This is a genomic window from Amycolatopsis sp. WAC 01376 (assembly GCF_003947415.1).
Lineage (GTDB): Bacteria > Actinomycetota > Actinomycetes > Mycobacteriales > Pseudonocardiaceae > Amycolatopsis.
Window position 1 is genome coordinate 225766 of sequence record NZ_QHKL01000006.1, and the last position, 15999, is coordinate 241764.

The window sequence follows — 15999 nt, forward strand, 5'->3', positions numbered from 1 at the left end:
CGTCGCGCGCCCCGTTTTCCCCGCTCCGACCGGCGCGGGTATCCGAAATGAGTGATTCGGAGCGCTTCGGGGAACCCAGTGACCACTACCGGTCGTTGAGCAGGACACCAGACGACCCCGAGGAAAGGGACCACAGTGCCTCTACTGCGGAAGTTGACCGCCCTGGCCGGCACCGCCGGGGCCGTGCGTGCCTACGTGCGGAAGAACCCCGAGAAGGTCTCGAAGGTCGTGAACAAGGCCGCGACCTTCGTCGACCACAAGACGAAGGGCAAGTACCACAGCCAGATCGACGGCGCGGTACGCAAGGTCGACGGGATGACCGGACGGCCGCCGCGCCGGCCGCACGAGCACTGAGCTAGGCCTCGGCGAGCGTTTCGAGGATCTGCTCGCCGTACTTGGCGAGCTTGTTCTCGCCGACGCCGCTGACCGAACCCAGCTCCTGCAGCGTGGCGGGCCGTTTGGTGGCGATCTGGCGCAGGGTCGCGTCGTGGAAGATCACGTACGCGGGCACTCCCTGCTCCTTCGCCGCCGCGGCTCGCCACGACCGCAGCAGTTCGAACACCGGCGCCGCCTCGGCGGGCATGTCGGCGGCCGCGGCCTTCTTCGTACTGGACCGCGCCGCGGCCTTGGCCGCCCGCTCCGGCTCACGCCGCAGCTGGACCTTCCGCTGCCCGCTCAGCACCTCGGCACTGCCCTCGGTCAGCACGAGCGAGCCGTAGTCGCCCTCGACCGCCGCGAGCCCCTGCGCCAGCAGTTGCCGCACCACGGCCCGCCACTCGGGCTCCTTCAGCTCCGTGCCGATCCCGAACACCTTCAGCGAGTCGTGCCGATGCTGCGTCACCTTCGGCGTCGACTTGCCGAGCAGGATGTCGATGAGCTGCCCCGCGCCGAACTTCTGCCGCCGCTCGTTCTGCAGCCGGACGATGGTGGAGAGGAGTTTCTGCGCCGGGATCGTGCCGTCCCAGGTCTCCGGCGGCGCCAGGCAGGTGTCGCAGTTGCCGCACGGCTCGCTCTGCTGCCCGAAGTAGTTCAGCACCTGCACGCGACGGCATTCGACCGTCTCGCACAGCGCCAGCATCGCGTTGAGGTGGGCGCTCAGCTGCCGCTTGTGCGCCTCGGACCCCTCCGACATGTCGATCATCTTGCGCTGCTGGACGACGTCCTGGAGGCCGTACGCCAGCCACGCCGTCGACGGCAGCCCGTCACGACCGGCGCGACCGGTCTCCTGGTAGTAACCCTCGACGGACTTCGGCAGGTCCAGGTGCGCGACGAATCGTACGTCGGGCTTGTCGATGCCCATGCCGAACGCGATCGTCGCGACGACGATCAGCCCGTCCTCGCGCAGGAACCGCGACTGGTGCTTCGCGCGTGTCCGCGCGTCCAGCCCGGCGTGATAGGGCACCGCCGGAATCCCGTTCTCGACCAGGAAGTCCGCGGTCTTCTCCACCGAGTTCCGCGACAGGCAGTAGACGATGCCCGCGTCGCCCTGGTGCTCGGTGCGCAGCAGCTCCAACAGCTGCCGCTGCGGCGAGTTCTTGCCGACGATCCGGTACTGGATGTTCGGCCGGTCGAAACTCGCGACGAAATGCCGCGCGTCCTCCAGCTTGAGCCGGGACGCGATCTCGGCGTGCGTCGTCTTGGTGGCGGTGGCGGTGAGCGCGATCCTCGGCACGTCCGGCCAGCGCTCGTGCACCGCGGACAGCATCAGGTAGTCGGGCCGGAAATCGTGCCCCCACTGGGAGACACAGTGCGCCTCGTCGATCGCGAACAGCGAGATCTTGCCGCGATCGAGCAGCCGCACGGTGGATTCGACCGAAAGCCGCTCCGGTGCCAGGTACAGCAGGTCCAGCTCGCCGGCGACGAAGGCGGCCTCGACCCTGTTCCGCTCGGCGTAGTCCTGCGTCGAGTTCAGGAAACCCGCGCGCACGCCGAGGTTGCGCAGCGCGTCGACCTGGTCCTGCATCAACGCGATCAGCGGCGAGATCACCACCCCGACGCCCGGCCGGACCAGCGCGGGGATCTGGTAGCACAGTGACTTCCCGCCGCCGGTGGGCATGAGGACGAGCGCGTCACCGCCTGCGATGACGTGTTCGACGATGGCGTGCTGGTCGCCGCGGAAGTCGTCGTAGCCGAAGACGCGGTTCAGCGTTTCCAGGGCTTCCGAGACTTCCGAGGTACCGATGTCGGGGGCTGCCACCCGGACGATTCTAGGGGCGGGGTCCGACAGTCCACGCGCCCGCGCACCTCAGCGCGGGAACTCCCAGTCCAGCGCCCGGTTCGCGGTGACGACCGGCCGGTAGCCGCCGACGACCGGCCCGCCGGTCTCCAGCGCCGCCGCGGTCTGCTCCAGCAGTTCGGTCAGGGTCGCGGGCAAGCGGTCGAAGCCCACCGACCCCTCGTGGTTCCAGTCGCCGAGCCGCCCGGTGCCGGTGCGCTGGTCGAGCAACAGCCCGTCACCACCGCCGTCGACGGCGACCGGCACGAACCGTCCGTGCCACCAGGAACCGACGTTGCCGTCCAGCCCGCTCGAGATCAGCACATCGCACATGACCTTCGCTTGGCTCGCGACGGTTTCCGTGGACGCGAGGTGGTGGAACGGGGGTAAAGCGAAGCTTTCGCCGATGCCCGAGACACCGTCGTGCCGCAGCAGGAAGGCGACGAGTTCGGCAGGGAAGGCGACGCCGGTCTTCCGTTGCGCCTCGGCGATCCGCGCGATCGTCGCGGGCGGGCGGAGGGTCTTCGCCGTCGTCGGCGCGTTGGCCTTGAGCCACCGTTCGACACGGTCCCAGGCGGCGTTCACCCGCCGGGTGGTCGCCTCGGGGACCGGGGCGAGTTCGGCAGGGCCCTGTCCCAGGCGGCAGCCACTGTCGACGGTGAGCGTCGGCCGGGTCGTGGGCGCGGGTGCGGCCGTCGAATAGGACGGCAAGCGAGGTGTCGCCGGCGGGGCCGGGTACGACTGCACTCCCTTGTCCCGCCCACCGCGTTCCGTGACCGCGAAGACGAGCCCCAGCACGATGACGACGCTCGCGACGGCGATCACGACGGCACGCCCCCACCCCTTGCGCATGGGCCGACCCTAGTCTTCGGCGGCCTTCCGGCGCTCGCGGCGGCCACGGGCGATCTCGGTGGCGAGCGCGTCGAGCGGCCCGGTCCAGAAACGCCGGTACTGCTCCAGCCAGCCGTCGATCTCCTTGAGCGGGCCGGGATCCACCGAGTACAGCCGCCGCGCGCCCTCGGCGCGGACGGTGGTGAAGCCGTTCTCGCGCAGGACGCGCAGATGCTGGGAGACCGCGGGCTGCGAGATCCCGAACTCGGCGCGCACCACCGTGGTCACGTCACCGGAGCTCTGTTCCCCGCCCGCGAGCAGTTCCAGGATCCGGCGGCGCACCGGATCCCCCAGGACGTCGAACGCGTGCATCCCGCAACTATCACGGCCTGGGCTTATATAAGTCAAGGTTGTAAGGCAGGGGTCACCTCGCGGTGTCATGGTGGAGGGAGACGCAGGAAGGGGATTCGATGAAACTGGCCGAAGTGGTGGCCGACGGGTTCGGCCGCGTCCAAGAGGTCGTGCACGCCGCCGTCGAGGGGTTGGACGCCGACCAGCTGACCGAGAGCCCGGCTCCGGGCGCGAACACGATCGCCTGGCTGGTCTGGCATCTGACCAGGGTGCAGGACGATCACCTCGCCGACCTGATGGGCACCGAACAGATCTGGACCGCGCAGGACTGGGTAGGCCGCTTCTCGCTGCCCTTCCCGGCGTCGGACACCGGATACGGACATCGCCCTGAGGACGTCGAGGCGGTCCGTGTCGACTCCGCCGAGCTGCTGACCGGGTACTACGACGCGGTCCACGAAGCGACGACGGCGTGGGCAGCCGGACTGGCCGAAGCCGACCTCGACCGTATCGTCGACGACGCGTGGGATCCGCCCGTGACCCTCGGGGTTCGCCTGGTCAGCGTGCTTTCCGACGATCTCCAGCACGCCGGGCAGGCCGCGTACGTCCGAGGGCTCGTACTCCGCGATACGTAGTCGAGGTGCCGCTCCACGACGGACGACGTGAGCTCAGCCTGCGGAAACACTGGGCACATGAGTACTTCCACAGTGCGGCGACCGCCGATGACGCTCACCCCGCGGTGGCGGAAACTCGTCCTCGTCGTCCATGTCGTTTCGTCACTCGGCTGGCTCGGGATCACCATGGTGAACGCGGTCCTGACCTTCACCTCCGTGTTCACCGAAGACGCCCGCCGTCAGCACGGGGCCATCCTGATGATGGACCAGATCGGCGGCTACCTGCTGCTGCCGGTCAGCCTGACCGCCCTGATCAGCGGGATCGTGCTCAGTGTCGGCACGAAATGGGGACTGATCCGGTACAAGTGGGTCGCGATCAAACTGGTGCTGACCCTGGTCGCCGCCGGGCTGACGCTGTTCTCCCTGCTGCCGGGGATCCGGGAACTGGCGGCGGCAGCCGAGTCCACTATGGACGGTGCGTTCGTGGAAGCGGGCCGCCGGGTGGACGGGTTCTACCCGATCATCGTGTCCACGACGATGTACGTGACCATGACCGTGCTGTCGGTCTACAAGCCCGGAGGCAAGACACCCTACGGACGCCGGGTGGCCGCCGCGCGGGTTCGCGAACGTCAGCCGGCTTAGGCCGTGTCTTGTAAGTCTGTCCGCGGTCTCCGCGCCCAGGTGGTCCCTGACGGCACGGGCGGACGCGGCCGAGTACGACCCGGTACGAGGCCGATCCGCCCGCACCGCCAGAGACCACCTGGATCACGAAGCCCATCGAACAGACTTACAAGACACGGCCTAGAACTCCTCAAGCGCTTCATCGACCCGCTCGGCTTCGCCGCGCAGATCGTCCAAGACGGTCTGCGCGGCCGCGGTCTCGCCGTTCGCGGTCTCTTCCTCGAGTTCGGCGTCGGCGAGCCGCCGCCGGAGGTCGTTCGCCTTCTCGGTGGCCTTTTCGGACCGGCGTTCGGCGCGGGAGAGGTCGATCTCGGCCTGCTTGCGGGCCTTCGCGAGATCGGCCGCCTCGCGCCGGAGCCGGTTGAACTCCGCTATCCGTTTCTCTTCGCGTTCGGCCTCTTCGCGGGCCCTGGCGGTCCGCTCCTGGTCGGCCTTCTCCGCGGCCTCCCGTTTCGCCTTCCGCCGATCGTCCAAATGCGACACGGTGGCGGGCTTTTCCCGTTCCGGAGCGGGTTTGCGCTTCGGTTGCGGGGTGAACCCGCTGGTCAGCCACTGATCGCCCGAGCTGTCCGCGCCGCTGCTCAGCCGCCCGGCCAGCGCGAGTGCCGCCACCTCGGGATCGGCCACGACGGCTTCGAGGGTCGCTTCGACTTCGCGGGTGACAGGCTCGCTCATCGACCGTTCGTCCCGCAGGATCCGGTTCACCAGTTCCTGACGCCGCCGGGCCAGCTTGCGCAGGTCCGCGCCGGCCAGGGCCGAATGGGCCTTTCGCAGATCGTCGCCCAGCCTTGCCAGCTCCGCGAGCTCGGGGGAGCCCGCCCGGCGATTGAGGATCGTGGCCGCGAGCGTGGGCTTCCGCAATGCGCGGATCCGTTCGGCCAAGGCGGCTTCCCCCGCCGCTTTTGCCTCTTTCGCCCGTTGGTTGCGCACCGACACGAACTCGGCCGGATCGCCGGCGTAGAGCTCATCCGCGACCTGGTCGAAGTCCATCGTCCTCCGCAGGGTCAGTGGCCGGTCAAGGCCGATCAGGTGGCCATGCTGCCGCATTCGTCCGACGATGATCCCACGAGACCGCGGAGCTTTCACCTTTTCGGTGGTATTCGGTCACGCTCCACTTTCGGCGTACCCGGCGGAACGCGGATTACCCGGGGCCGGTCGGCCCAAGGACAGATCGGCATTTTGGAGGTGGTGCGACCCCTCCGGCGCAACAACGATGAGCGGCAGGGGGAAGCCATCTGCCGCTGGAGGCACGAATGTCCGTCACCGAACGCGCTCCCGTTTCGCCGCAGGCGCATTTCCTCGGCTCCGGTCCGTATCCGGAACATCGGTGGCGGGTGGTGCTCTGGTCCGTCCTCGCCGGATTCGCGCTGACGGTGATCTGGTCGGCGCCCTTTGTGGACAGTGTGATCGGCGACAGCGTCGCCAACACCCTCCTCGGTCACGACGCCAAGGAGACCCCGATCGGCGGAGTGCTGGCCGGGACGTTCTTCGCGTTCGTCTCCGGCCTCGCCGGAACGTTCACCGCGTGCAATATCGCCGCTTTCGGCGCCGTCGCGCCGCTTGTCGGCGGAGGGGCCACCGGGCGGCCGAAGTTCACCGACACCTTGAAGCCGCTGGGCTGGATCGCGGCGGGAATGCTGACGGTCTCCGTGGTGTACGGCGTCGTCGTCGCGCTCGTCGGCACGAGGATGCCGCAGTTCTCGACGGTTTCGTCGCCGGGCGGGCTCACCCCGCGGAACATCCAGTCGATGATCGTCTACGGCGTGATCGGGATCGTGTTCATCGTGCTGGGCCTGGCGTCCGTCGGCCTCGTCCGCAACCCGATCGGCGGCCTCACCCGCCGGTTCCCGCCCGCGCCGCTCGTGCTGATGGGCGCGCTCATCGGCGGATTCCTGATCGGCAGGCCGTTCCCGCTGTTCCGGATGATGTTCCGCAGCGCGGCCGAAAGCCACAACGTCTTCTACGGCGCCGCCGCGTTCTCCCTCCAGTCGGTCGGCAACATCCTGGTGATGGCGTTGTTGTTCCTGCTGCTCACCCACGGCACGGGCGGGCGGCTTCAGCGATGGATGCTCGCGAAACCCACCAGGATCGCCGTGGTGACCGGTGCCGCGTTGCTGGTCGCCGGCACTTTCACGCTGCTGTACTGGGATCTGCGGGTGCTGGGCCGGACCGGCGTCATCTGGTATCCGATCATCAAGTGGTGAACAGCCGCGCCAGCAGTTGTTCGACCGATTCCTGAAGGCACCTCGCCGCGTCTGCCCGGCCGGCGAGGTGTTTCAGCAGACCTTGCTGGAACAGGCCGTCGAAGAGCGCGTACGTCGTCGACGAGGCGAAATCCGCCGGCTTCCCGAGAAGTTCCGCATAGCGGGAGACGACCCGCCAGATCATCAGTTCGAGTGTCTCGTCGATGGCGAGGACCTCGGTCTGGAACAACTTCTCGAACAGGCTCTGGTTACGCAGGTCGTACCAGAGCCGGTGCAGCCGGGCGTTTTCCCGCAGCGTGGCCGCCGTCGCGGCACCGAAGGCGCGCTTCAGTTCTTCGGCCGTTTCCGCGGTCTCGACCATCCGGTCGTACCGGGTGACGCATTCGGCCTTGTACTGCTTGACGCAGTAGGTGATCAGCTCGGCCTTGTTCCGGAAGTAATAATGCAGTACCCCGTGGGAGAACTCGGAGTTCTGCGCGATCTCCCGCAGGCTCGTGCGCGCGTAGCCCAGTTCGGACAACGTGACCAGCGCCGACATCGCCAGCTGCGCGCGTCGCTGGTCGAATCTGTCCACCCGGCGGGTTTCGTCACCGCTGCGGTCCGCCACGTCGGTCACAGTTCCCGGTTCCCGTCGCCTCGGGTGCCCGCCGGACACGAGCACGTCGCCGGATTCTAGCCTGGGAAAGGGTTTTCTTGCGCCCGATAGAATTCATTCGAGCCATTCGGTGACGAAGTGGTCGTTCTCGTGGATGTGGACCGCTTCGTAGGTCTCCGGGCCGATCACGGCGAACTTGTGCGGGGTGTCCGCGGGCACGACGAGGACGTCGCCGGCGCCGCCTTCACGTTCGGCGTCGCCGATGGTGAACCTGGCCCGGCCGCGGACGATGACGAACGTTTCCCGGTACGGGTGCTGGTGCAGCCTCGGTCCGGAACCGTCGACGTCGGTCCGTTCGCGGATGATCGAGATTCCGGAGCCGATGTCGCGGCCTTCGACGTTTCCCAGGTTGTCGGTGGTCATCCCGCCACCTTAAACCTGGTCACACCCGTCACGGGCCTATTCGCCACGGTCGACCACGAACGCCGAAAGACCGACGAGCAGCGCTCTCGCCGGCCGGTCGGGGAGACCGAGCGCGAGGTCCTTCGCCTTGGCGGCGTATCCGTGGGCTTCGGCGAGGGCGCGATCGACACCGGCGGAGCCGCGCAGGAGACCGAGTGCCTCCTGGCGGACCGCAGGATCGGAAACCGGCCCGTGGCCGATGATCTCGCGCAACCGCGCGGCATCGGGCCCCTCGTCGTCGAGCGCGTGCAGCATCGGCAGGGTGACGATGCCTTCGCGGAGGTCGGTGCCCGCGGACTTGCCGAGGTCCGTGGTGGACGCGGAGATGTCGAGGACGTCGTCGGAGATCTGGAACGCGACGCCGATCAGTTCGCCGTACTGGCCCAACGTTTCGATGGTCCGCTCATCCGCACCCGACACCTGGGCGCCGAGCCGTCCCGCCATCGCGATCAGCGAGGCGGATTTGTCGGCCATCACCTGGATGTGGTGTTCGTAGGGCGCGTGACGGCCACACTCTTCGAACGGTCCCGTCGTTTCCAGGAACTGCCCGCGTACGAGCCTGCCGAACGTCCGCGCCTGCGACCGCAACGCGAAGTCGCCGAGCCCGGCACCGACCCGTGCCGCGCAGGCGAGCACGTAATCGCCGATCAGGACGGCCTTCTTGTTACCCCACAACGAGTTCGCACTGGTCACCCCATGCCGCATCGGCGCCTCGTCCATGACGTCGTCGTGGTAGAGCGTCGCGACGTGGACGAGCTCGGCGAGTACGGCCGCCGAGATCGCATCGCCTCGTCCGTCGCCGAACGCCGCTCCGGCCAGCGCCATCAACGGCCGCAGCCGTTTTCCGCCCGCGCGCACGAGATGGGTGGCGGCTTCGGTGAGATCCGGCTGCCCCGGACTGCGCAACACCTCCTGAAGTCTGTCTTCGACCAGGGACAACCCGGTGCGGAGTTCGGCGGCGAACTCCGCGTGCCGCTCGTCGGCCGGGTCCAGCCCGATTTCGGTGAGGATCGTGGTCGTGTTCACGACCTCCAGCTTCCGAGCCGGACGGCCGCGACCGCATGGCGCCCGAGAGGGAGATCGTTCCCTCCCGGGAGGGAAATCGCCGGGTCAGAAGGGCGGCTCCGGACTTCCGGCGGTCACCGGCGTTCGTTCCCACGCGCCGTCCGACGGGGTGCCTCCCGAACTTCGGCCCGCCTTGTTCACCTTCGCCGTGGCATAACGCAGCGACGGGCCGATCTCGTCGACGTCGAGCTCCACCACCGTGCGTTTCTCGCCTTCCTTCGTCTCGAACGATCGCTGTTTCAACCTGCCCTGCACGATCACCCTGGTCCCCCTGGTGAGTGACTCGGTCAGGTTCTCCGCGGCCTGTTTCCACAATGAGCAGCGCAGGAACAGCGGATCGCCGTCGCGCCATTCCCCGCTCGCGCGGTCCAGTACGCGCGGCGTCGACGCGACCGTGAAGTTCGCGACCGCCGCCCCCGACGGGGTGAACCTCAGCTCCGGGTCGGTCGTCAGGTTTCCGATCACCGTGAGCACCGTTTCTCCGGCCATGGGACTTTCTCCTCGCTTCCGCGCGCGGGCCCGGCCGGGCCCGCTGTCGCCTGGGAAGAGGAGACCACCGGGGTACGACAGTTTCCGGCGGTCCGCGGCGGCCGGATGTCAGGAAAGGGTCGTTCAAGACGAAAAGTGTCCTGAACGACCCTTTCATGACATCTCGGTGACCGTCCGATGTGGACCGATCAGTCCCTGAGCGCGTGCCGGAAGTGTTCGGCGAGGTCGAGCGCGACGGCTTCTTCCCGCGTGTACCAGACGTGGGCGTCGTGTTCCTCTGGATCGAGCACGACGTCTCGCGGCTCCCCTTCGGCGAGCGTGTACACCGTGGCGTGGATCCGCATCGGCTTGCCCGCGACGTCGTCCCAGCTGCGGGCGCCGCGTTCGCCGGTGACGCGGACGGTCAGCCCGGTCTCCTCGGCGAACTCGCGGACCACGGTCTCGGCGGGCCGCTCGCCCGGTTCGACGGTCCCGCCCGGCAGCTCCCAGTGGCCGCCGAGGAAGGACCCCGGCCGCCGCCGGATGAACAGGATCTTCCCGTCGCGGATGAGCCTGCCGTAGGCCAAGTACTTGTCCGTCACGAGCGCATCTTCCCGTACTTCGGAAGCCGGTTCCGATTGAGGACCGAACCTGTCCGCAATGCCTCGTAACGTGGGCATCATGGAAAACACCGAGATCCGCCCCTTCCGCCTCGACGTCCCTCAGGAGCAGCTGGACGAACTGCACGCGAAGATCGACAGCGCGCGCTGGCCCGCCCCGCTCCCCGGCGACGGCTGGGACACCGGAGTGCCGGTGGCATGGCTGCGCGGACTCGCCGAATACTGGCGCCACGGTTACGACTGGCGCGCCGCCGAACGCGAGATCAACGGCCACCCGCAGTTCACCACGGTCATCGACGGGCAGCGGATCCACTTCCTGCACGTCCGCTCGCCCGAAGCCGACGCCACGCCGCTGATCCTCACGCACGGCTGGCCGGGTTCGGTGGTGGAGTTCCTCGACGTCATCGGTCCGCTCACCGACCCGAAGGCGTACGGGGGCGACCCGGCGGACGCGTTCCACCTCGTGATCCCGTCGCTGCCCGGTTTCGGTTTTTCGGGCCCCGTCTCGGATTCCGGCTGGACCATGCCGCGGATCGGCCGCACATGGGCGGAACTGATGCGACGGCTCGGGTACGAACGCTACGGCGTGCAGGGCGGCGACCTCGGCGCTTCCGTGTCGCCGGAGGTGGCGAGGTTCGCGCCGGACAAGGTGATCGGCGTGCACGTCAACGGCGGACTGACGCCGATGCCCCCGATGTCGTTGTCGGAGGAGGAACTCGCTTCGCTCACCGACATCGAACGCGACCGCGTGAAGCGGATCGGAGCGTTCATGCAGGAGGAGTTCGGGTACATCGCGATCCAGTCGACGCGGCCGCAGACCCTCGGCTATGGGCTCGTGGACTCTCCGGTCGCGCAGCTGGCGTGGATCATGGACAAGTTCCGGGAGTGGACGCATCCGCGCCCGACGCTGCCGGAGGAGATCATCGGCCGAGACCGGTTGCTGACCAACGTCATGTTCACCTGGCTCACCGGCACGGCGGCGTCGTCCGCGTACGTCGGCTACGCGCAGGCGGAAACCTGGGGAGCCGTCGAGAAGAACTCCGGCGTGCCGACGGCGGCGCTGATCTTCGCGCACGACGTCGGGATCCGGCGGTACTCGGAGGACGCGCACACGATCGTGCGGTGGACCGATGTCGATCGCGGCGGGCACTTCGCGGCGTTGGAGGAGCCTGAAATCCTGGTCGGGGACGTGCGGGAGTTCTTTCGCTCTCTCAAATGACGAGGACGGCGGCTTCCCCGAGGAAGCGGCCGTAATCGTCCACTTCGGACTCCAGGCCGTCGATGGCGGACCGTGGAAGCGTGGCGAAGGGCTCGATGACGACCTTCGTCCGCTTCGCGGTCCGCTTGGTGTGCCAGGTTCCGGCGATCCGGCCGCCGACCAGCACGGTCGGCGCGATCATTCCGCCGCCGGAGTTGACGCGCTTCGCCTCGGCCTGGTCGAGGAGCAGTTCGCGGTCGCGGTAGCCCAGCAGGTAGGTGTCGAAGGCGCCGAGCAGGCGCGGGGGACACGGTGGAGCGGAGAGGCCGGTCTCCGAGAGCGCGAAGCCGTGGCCGGCGGGCACGAGATCCAGCGCGGCGAAAGCCTTGCGGCACAGGCCGAGCGGGAGCCCGGACCAGGCGCCGAAGTCCTCGGCGGTCGCGACGCCGTACGCGGTCAGGTACCGGTGGGCGAGTTCCGTATGCGGTTCGTCCGGTGTGTGGTCCTCGGTGGCCCATTCGTCGAGGAGGACGTACGTCGGTTCCGTTCCGTCGTCCTGACCTCGGCAGAGCAGACCGCGATTCGCCGCGTACGCCAGGAGATGGGCCGGAGCCTGGGACCTCGCGTCGAGCGCGATGCCGTCGGCGGCCAAGCCGTCGAGGATCTGTTGCCGGGTGAGTGCCTTGCCCGGCAACAGATCCTGGAGCTTCGCAAGTGCGCGTTCGCAGAGTTCGTCGGTGAGCCCCAGTTGCGTGCGGCGGCCCTGCCCCGCCTGGACGTTGCGCGGACCGAACAGCCGGTTCAGCCAGCGGAGATCCGCCGTCGGCACCAGGTGGAGCGTCTTGCGCATCAGCCAGGTGCGCGCCACCGCACGGGACTCGTCGACGTCCGGCGCGGTCAATCCCCGGCTGCGGGCACGGACCGCGAGCCGGGCGGCGGGAGTCGACTGTGCCTGGATCGCCGCGACCGACCTGGCCACGGCGAGCACGTCCGCGGCCGGGGCGGCCAGCAGTTGCGCGTGGGCGCGGACGGCGCGGATGTCGTTGTCGGACAGCGTCACCCGGTGACGATCTCATGGGCGTTCGCCGGTTCGGTGTGCACGACCGCTTCCGCGAGCCGCGGGAGGACCTCGCGCAGCCGCCGCTCGACCCGATGGGCGAGGTGGTGTGCCTCGGTGACGCTCAGTCCGGACTCGACCGAAACCGCCAGTTCCGCACGCAGGCTGTGACCGATCCAGCGCATCCGCAGGTCCCGCGTGCCGAGCACCCCGGGCACCTCGGCGGCCGCGCGTTCGGCGCGATCGACGTCGGCCGGGTCGACGGCGTCCATCAGTCGGCGGAAGACCTCCTTGGCGGCGTCGCGCAGGACGAACAGGATCGCGACCGTGATGGCGAGGCCGACGATCGGGTCGGCCTGCGGGAAACCGAACGCGACACCGGCCGCGCCGAGCACGACCGCGAGGGAGGTGAAGCCGTCCGTGCGCGCGTGCAGCCCGTCGGCGACCAGTGCGGCGGACCCGATCTCGCGGCCGACGGTGATCCGGTACCTGGCCACGATTTCGTTGCCCGCGAAACCGATGACCCCCGCCGCGGCGACCACCCACAGATGCTGGACCGGGCGCGGATCGAGCAGCCGCTGGATCGACTCGTACCCGGCGAGGAAGGCCGACGCGGCGATGAGCAGGACGACGAGCACGCCGGCGAGGTCTTCGGCGCGCCCCAGTCCGTAGGTGTAGCGGCGGGTGGCGGCGCGGCGGCCGAGCAGGAAGGCGATGCCGAGCGGGACCGCGGTCAGCGCGTCGGCGAAGTTGTGGATCGTGTCGCCGAGCAGGGCGACCGAACCGGTGATCAGCACGAGCACGAGCTGGGCGACGGCGGTGACGAACAGGGCGGCGAACGACCAGATCAGCGTCCGGACGCCGCGTTTGCTGGTCTCAAGCGCGGTGTCGACGCGGTCGGCACTGTCATGGCTGTGCGGGGTCAGCAAGTGGCGGAGGCGGCTCTTCCCCTGCCCGTGGCCGTGACTGTGTCCATGGCCGGTCATTCCTCACCTCACTGTTCTGATACCTGCGCAGTCATGCAGGTACGCAGACAGAAGGGTAGCGGCTATCCTCCTGACATGCACGAGTCGGTCCCGGATTTCGAGATGCCCACCGAGGAGCAGGTCCACCTGGCCGCGGAGACGTTCCGGCTGCTCGCGGATCCGACCCGGATCAAGGTGCTCTGGGCGCTCCTGCAGGGCGAGTCCTCGGTCGCCTGTCTCGCGGAACTGGCGGGCGCGGCGCCGACGGCGGTCAGCCAGCATCTCGCGAAGCTGCGGCTCGCCGGACTGGTCAAGGGCCGCCGAGAGGGGACGTTCGTCTACTACTCGGCGGCCAACGACCACGTCCGCGGCCTGCTCGCGCAGGCGTTGTTCCACGCCGACCACATCGATCGCGACATCCCGGCGCTGCATTCGGCGGGGAAACCCCACCGTCCGGCGGCGCGCTGAATCCGGCTACGGTGGAACCGTGACCCAGTCCTCGTACCCGGCCGCCCTGCGGTGGCTGCTGTTGTGCGTGGTGGCGCTGGGGCTGGTCGGCATGCATCACGTCGTCGCCGAGTCCGGCCACGGCGCGGGGCACTCGGCCGTCGCGATGGCGGATCCATGTTGCGCGGACACGCCTTCGCACGACGACGGCGGACACAAAGGACTGCATCTGTGTCTCGCGGTACTCGCCGCGGCCGTGCTGCTGATCGTCACCTGGCTGCTCGTCCGGAATGGACGGACGGCGGGGGCGACCTGGAAGTCACGCCGGGGCGGCGGTTCGGCGTCGGGCCGTGATCCTCCGCGCTGGAGACCGGTTCCCGAGAGATTGTCCTTCCTTTGCGTGTTGCGGGTGTGACAGGCGGGTTCGTCCCGCCCTGCCCGAAACCGAGTTGAGGAAAGAATCATGACCAGCAGGAAACTGGTCGGGGCGGCCCTCGCCGCCCTGGCCTCCTTCGCCGTGCTCACCGGATGCGCGAGCTCCGACACCGCCTCCACCGGGCACGACATGTCCACGGTGAAGGCGCCGGATCCCCAGCAGGCAGGCCACAACCAGGCCGACGTCACGTTCGCGCAAGGGATGATCCCGCACCACGAACAGGCGCTCGCGATGGCGAAACTCGTCGACGGCCGCACGCGCAACGCGAAGGTCGCCGACCTCGCCGCGCGGATCCAGAAGGCGCAGGATCCGGAGATCCAGCAGCTGAACGGATTGCTGAAAGGCTGGGGAGTGGCGCCGTCGGGCGAGCACTCCGGGCACGGCTCGGCGTCCGGCATGATGACCGAGGAAGATCTCGCGAAACTCGGCCAAGCCAAGGACGCCGCCTTCGACAAGCAGTGGCTGGAGATGATGGTCAAACATCACGAAGGCGCGCTCGAGATGGCGAAGACCGCCCTGCAACAGGGCAGCAACGCCGAGGTGAAGGCGTTGGCACAGAAGGTGATCGACGGTCAGCAGGCCGAGATCACCGAGATGCGCGCACTGCTCGGCTGAGCCGGGACGGTGGCGCGGGTCAGCAGGCCCGCGCCACCGCCTCCCGGAAATGCGAGCACTGGGTGAAGTCTTCGTGTTCGCACCCGAGAGCGCAGTCGACGATCGCGAGCGACGCCCGCGCGGCGGCGATACGTCGCTCGAGTTCTTCTTTGTGCTGCTTGAGGACCGCTTCGCGTTCACCCGGCTTCTGGAACATCTCACGGATGCCGTCGAGGCTCAGTCCCGCCTCTTTCGAGCGCAGGATGATCGCTATCCGGCACAGATCGCCGTCGTCGTACCGCCGCCGATCGCCCGCCCGCGCCGGCTTGAGCAGGCCGACGGATTCCCAATGGCGCAGGACATGCGTCGCCAGGCCGAAGCGCTCCGCGACCTCGCCGACGCTCAAGGTGCTTGACTTCATGTCGCCATTAAGTCGGACGATCCCCGGTATGTCCATGTTGCAGCGGCTCGACGCCGCCGATGCCCTGCCGGGAGCCGCCGAACTGCGAGCCCGGACCTACGAACTGCTCCGGCTCGAGCCCGGTTCCGCGGTGCTCGACGTCGGCTGCGGTGCCGGCCTGGCCGTATCCGAGTTGTCTTCGCGCGGATTCCGTGCTGTCGGTGTCGATCTCTCGACCGAGATGATCGAAGAGGCCCACCGTCGATCGCCTGGATCTGAGTTTCTGGTCGGCGATGCTTACGCGCTGCCAGTCGACGGCGGGTTCGCGGGATACCGGGCGGACAAGGTCTTCCATGAACTGGCCGAGCCCGAGCGTGCTTTGGCGGAGGCGCGCCGAGTTCTGGCTCCGGGCGGGCGGATCGTGGTGTCAGGACCCGATTGGGAGGCGCTGATGATCGATTCCTCCTATCCGGCACTGACGCGCGAGATCGTGCGCGCCCGGGCTTCGGTGATCGCCGCACCCCGGATCGCTCGCGGGTTTCGACGGTTGCTGGCCGGATGCGGGTTTCGTGAGGTTTCGGTGGAAGGGGTCGTCGGGTTCCTTGGCGGGGCTTCGTTCTTTCGCGGGTTGGTGGACGTGGCTGTCCGGGTGGGGGCGGTTTCTGGTGAGGAGGGGGAGATTTGGCTGGCGGAGCAGGTTGATGGTGGGGGGTTTGTTGCTGTGCCGCAGTTTTTGGGCGCTGCGACTTTGTAGTGAGCTGGTTACGGCGTTGCCCGTGGCGTCTGTGAGATCGAAAAC

General features: G+C 68.5%; 21 protein-coding genes. 9 read left to right on the forward strand and 12 right to left on the reverse strand.

The window, feature by feature from the left end; translation table 11 throughout:
• The first annotated feature begins 135 nt into the window (after positions 1–135).
• The gene (locus tag DMH03_RS27945) at positions 136–354 is read left to right on the forward strand and encodes an antitoxin (protein WP_125794974.1); all 219 of its coding nucleotides are present in this window, start codon (positions 136–138) and stop codon (positions 352–354) included.
• Between the two features lies 1 nt (position 355).
• Here DMH03_RS27945 and recQ read toward each other — a convergent pair whose 3' ends face one another.
• From recQ to DMH03_RS27960, 3 genes are read right to left on the reverse strand one after another with little or no spacing between them, the layout of a single operon-like run.
• Positions 356–2197 carry a DNA helicase RecQ gene (gene recQ, locus DMH03_RS27950; protein WP_199749050.1) on the reverse strand — a complete coding sequence of 614 codons (1842 nt, stop codon included), beginning with the start codon at positions 2195–2197 and terminating at the stop codon, positions 356–358.
• Positions 2198–2245: 48 nt separating this feature from the next.
• Entirely contained in the window at positions 2246–3067 is an 822-nt protein-coding gene (locus tag DMH03_RS27955; RefSeq protein WP_125794975.1) for an SMI1/KNR4 family protein, read from the reverse strand.
• 9 nt (positions 3068–3076) lie between these two features.
• The gene (locus tag DMH03_RS27960; RefSeq protein WP_016335887.1) at positions 3077–3418 is read right to left on the reverse strand and encodes a helix-turn-helix transcriptional regulator; all 342 of its coding nucleotides are present in this window, start codon (positions 3416–3418) and stop codon (positions 3077–3079) included.
• A gap of 98 nt (positions 3419–3516) precedes the next feature.
• On the opposite strand from DMH03_RS27960, the gene DMH03_RS27965 reads away from it, so the two are divergent.
• Together DMH03_RS27965 and DMH03_RS27970 are read left to right on the forward strand one after the other, a co-directional pair.
• Positions 3517–4029, forward strand: coding sequence for a DUF664 domain-containing protein (locus tag DMH03_RS27965; protein ID WP_125794976.1), 513 nt, complete (start codon positions 3517–3519; stop codon positions 4027–4029).
• 57 nt (positions 4030–4086) lie between these two features.
• On the forward strand, positions 4087–4650 hold the full coding sequence (locus tag DMH03_RS27970) for a hypothetical protein (RefSeq protein WP_233611680.1): 564 nt from the start codon (positions 4087–4089) through the stop codon (positions 4648–4650).
• Between the two features lie 159 nt (positions 4651–4809).
• Here DMH03_RS27970 and DMH03_RS27975 read toward each other — a convergent pair whose 3' ends face one another.
• A complete protein-coding gene (locus DMH03_RS27975) occupies positions 4810–5679 on the reverse strand; it encodes a hypothetical protein (protein WP_125795440.1) in 870 nt (289 codons plus the stop codon).
• A 263-nt stretch (positions 5680–5942) separates the two neighbouring features.
• Here DMH03_RS27975 and DMH03_RS27980 point away from each other — a divergent pair, with 263 nt between their 5' ends.
• On the forward strand, positions 5943–6893 hold the full coding sequence (locus DMH03_RS27980) for a hypothetical protein (protein ID WP_125794977.1): 951 nt from the start codon (positions 5943–5945) through the stop codon (positions 6891–6893).
• On the opposite strand, the gene DMH03_RS27985 is transcribed toward DMH03_RS27980, so the two are convergent.
• The 5 genes from DMH03_RS27985 to DMH03_RS28005 all read right to left on the reverse strand — a co-directional run bounded on the left by DMH03_RS27985 (position 6883) and on the right by DMH03_RS28005 (position 10085).
• Positions 6883–7509 carry a TetR/AcrR family transcriptional regulator gene (locus DMH03_RS27985; protein ID WP_125794978.1) on the reverse strand — a complete coding sequence of 209 codons (627 nt, stop codon included), beginning with the start codon at positions 7507–7509 and terminating at the stop codon, positions 6883–6885. The genes DMH03_RS27980 and DMH03_RS27985 overlap by 11 nt on opposite strands.
• 93 nt (positions 7510–7602) lie before the next feature.
• On the reverse strand, positions 7603–7911 hold the full coding sequence (locus DMH03_RS27990; protein WP_125794979.1) for a cupin domain-containing protein: 309 nt from the start codon (positions 7909–7911) through the stop codon (positions 7603–7605).
• Between the two features lie 36 nt (positions 7912–7947).
• On the reverse strand, positions 7948–8976 hold the full coding sequence (locus tag DMH03_RS27995; RefSeq protein WP_125794980.1) for a polyprenyl synthetase family protein: 1029 nt from the start codon (positions 8974–8976) through the stop codon (positions 7948–7950).
• An 84-nt stretch (positions 8977–9060) separates the two neighbouring features.
• Entirely contained in the window at positions 9061–9504 is a 444-nt protein-coding gene (locus DMH03_RS28000; protein WP_125788577.1) for a single-stranded DNA-binding protein, read from the reverse strand.
• A 188-nt stretch (positions 9505–9692) separates the two neighbouring features.
• Positions 9693–10085 (reverse strand): NUDIX domain-containing protein, encoded by a 393-nt coding sequence (locus DMH03_RS28005; protein ID WP_125794981.1) that lies wholly within the window; start codon positions 10083–10085, stop codon positions 9693–9695.
• Positions 10086–10164: 79 nt separating this feature from the next.
• On the opposite strand from DMH03_RS28005, the gene DMH03_RS28010 reads away from it, so the two are divergent.
• Positions 10165–11322, forward strand: a complete 1158-nt coding sequence (locus DMH03_RS28010) for an epoxide hydrolase family protein (protein ID WP_125794982.1) — start codon at positions 10165–10167, stop codon at positions 11320–11322.
• Here DMH03_RS28010 and DMH03_RS28015 read toward each other — a convergent pair.
• Positions 11315–12361 (reverse strand): winged helix DNA-binding domain-containing protein, encoded by a 1047-nt coding sequence (locus DMH03_RS28015; RefSeq protein ID WP_125794983.1) that lies wholly within the window; start codon positions 12359–12361, stop codon positions 11315–11317. The genes DMH03_RS28010 and DMH03_RS28015 overlap by 8 nt on opposite strands.
• Complete coding sequence (locus DMH03_RS28020; RefSeq protein ID WP_199749051.1) at positions 12358–13344, reverse strand: cation diffusion facilitator family transporter; 987 nt, start codon at positions 13342–13344, stop codon at positions 12358–12360. The genes DMH03_RS28015 and DMH03_RS28020 overlap by 4 nt, the downstream gene beginning before the upstream one ends.
• Before the next feature lie 75 nt (positions 13345–13419).
• Between DMH03_RS28020 and DMH03_RS28025 the strand changes: the two genes are divergently transcribed.
• From DMH03_RS28025 to DMH03_RS28035, 3 genes are read left to right on the forward strand one after another with little or no spacing between them, the layout of a single operon-like run.
• A complete protein-coding gene (locus tag DMH03_RS28025; protein WP_007030039.1) occupies positions 13420–13791 on the forward strand; it encodes a metalloregulator ArsR/SmtB family transcription factor in 372 nt (123 codons plus the stop codon).
• Between the two features lie 19 nt (positions 13792–13810).
• Complete coding sequence (locus DMH03_RS28030; protein ID WP_125788573.1) at positions 13811–14185, forward strand: DUF6153 family protein; 375 nt, start codon at positions 13811–13813, stop codon at positions 14183–14185.
• Positions 14186–14233: 48 nt separating this feature from the next.
• On the forward strand, positions 14234–14821 hold the full coding sequence (locus tag DMH03_RS28035; RefSeq protein WP_125794984.1) for a DUF305 domain-containing protein: 588 nt from the start codon (positions 14234–14236) through the stop codon (positions 14819–14821).
• Positions 14822–14840: 19 nt separating this feature from the next.
• On the opposite strand, the gene DMH03_RS28040 is transcribed toward DMH03_RS28035, so the two are convergent.
• The gene (locus DMH03_RS28040) at positions 14841–15221 is read right to left on the reverse strand and encodes a MerR family transcriptional regulator (protein WP_125794985.1); all 381 of its coding nucleotides are present in this window, start codon (positions 15219–15221) and stop codon (positions 14841–14843) included.
• A gap of 28 nt (positions 15222–15249) precedes the next feature.
• Here DMH03_RS28040 and DMH03_RS28045 point away from each other — a divergent pair, with 28 nt between their 5' ends.
• Positions 15250–15954 (forward strand): methyltransferase domain-containing protein, encoded by a 705-nt coding sequence (locus DMH03_RS28045; RefSeq protein ID WP_125794986.1) that lies wholly within the window; start codon positions 15250–15252, stop codon positions 15952–15954.
• Positions 15955–15999 lie beyond the last annotated feature (45 nt).

Coding starts and splice junctions, on each gene's coding strand:
- DMH03_RS27955 (WP_125794975.1), bottom strand. CDS start 3,067: ATGCGCAAGGGGTGGGGGCGTGCCGTCGTGATCGCCGTCGCGAGCGTC.
- DMH03_RS27960 (WP_016335887.1), bottom strand. CDS start 3,418: ATGCACGCGTTCGACGTCCTGGGGGATCCGGTGCGCCGCCGGATCCTG.
- DMH03_RS27965 (WP_125794976.1), top strand. CDS start 3,517: ATGAAACTGGCCGAAGTGGTGGCCGACGGGTTCGGCCGCGTCCAAGAG.
- DMH03_RS27970 (WP_233611680.1), top strand. CDS start 4,087: ATGAGTACTTCCACAGTGCGGCGACCGCCGATGACGCTCACCCCGCGG.
- DMH03_RS27975 (WP_125795440.1), bottom strand. CDS start 5,679: ATGGACTTCGACCAGGTCGCGGATGAGCTCTACGCCGGCGATCCGGCC.
- DMH03_RS27980 (WP_125794977.1), top strand. CDS start 5,943: ATGTCCGTCACCGAACGCGCTCCCGTTTCGCCGCAGGCGCATTTCCTC.
- DMH03_RS27990 (WP_125794979.1), bottom strand. CDS start 7,911: ATGACCACCGACAACCTGGGAAACGTCGAAGGCCGCGACATCGGCTCC.
- DMH03_RS28000 (WP_125788577.1), bottom strand. CDS start 9,504: ATGGCCGGAGAAACGGTGCTCACGGTGATCGGAAACCTGACGACCGAC.
- DMH03_RS28010 (WP_125794982.1), top strand. CDS start 10,165: ATGGAAAACACCGAGATCCGCCCCTTCCGCCTCGACGTCCCTCAGGAG.
- DMH03_RS28020 (WP_199749051.1), bottom strand. CDS start 13,344: ATGACCGGCCATGGACACAGTCACGGCCACGGGCAGGGGAAGAGCCGC.
- DMH03_RS28025 (WP_007030039.1), top strand. CDS start 13,420: ATGCACGAGTCGGTCCCGGATTTCGAGATGCCCACCGAGGAGCAGGTC.
- DMH03_RS28035 (WP_125794984.1), top strand. CDS start 14,234: ATGACCAGCAGGAAACTGGTCGGGGCGGCCCTCGCCGCCCTGGCCTCC.
- DMH03_RS28040 (WP_125794985.1), bottom strand. CDS start 15,221: ATGAAGTCAAGCACCTTGAGCGTCGGCGAGGTCGCGGAGCGCTTCGGC.
- DMH03_RS28045 (WP_125794986.1), top strand. CDS start 15,250: ATGTCCATGTTGCAGCGGCTCGACGCCGCCGATGCCCTGCCGGGAGCC.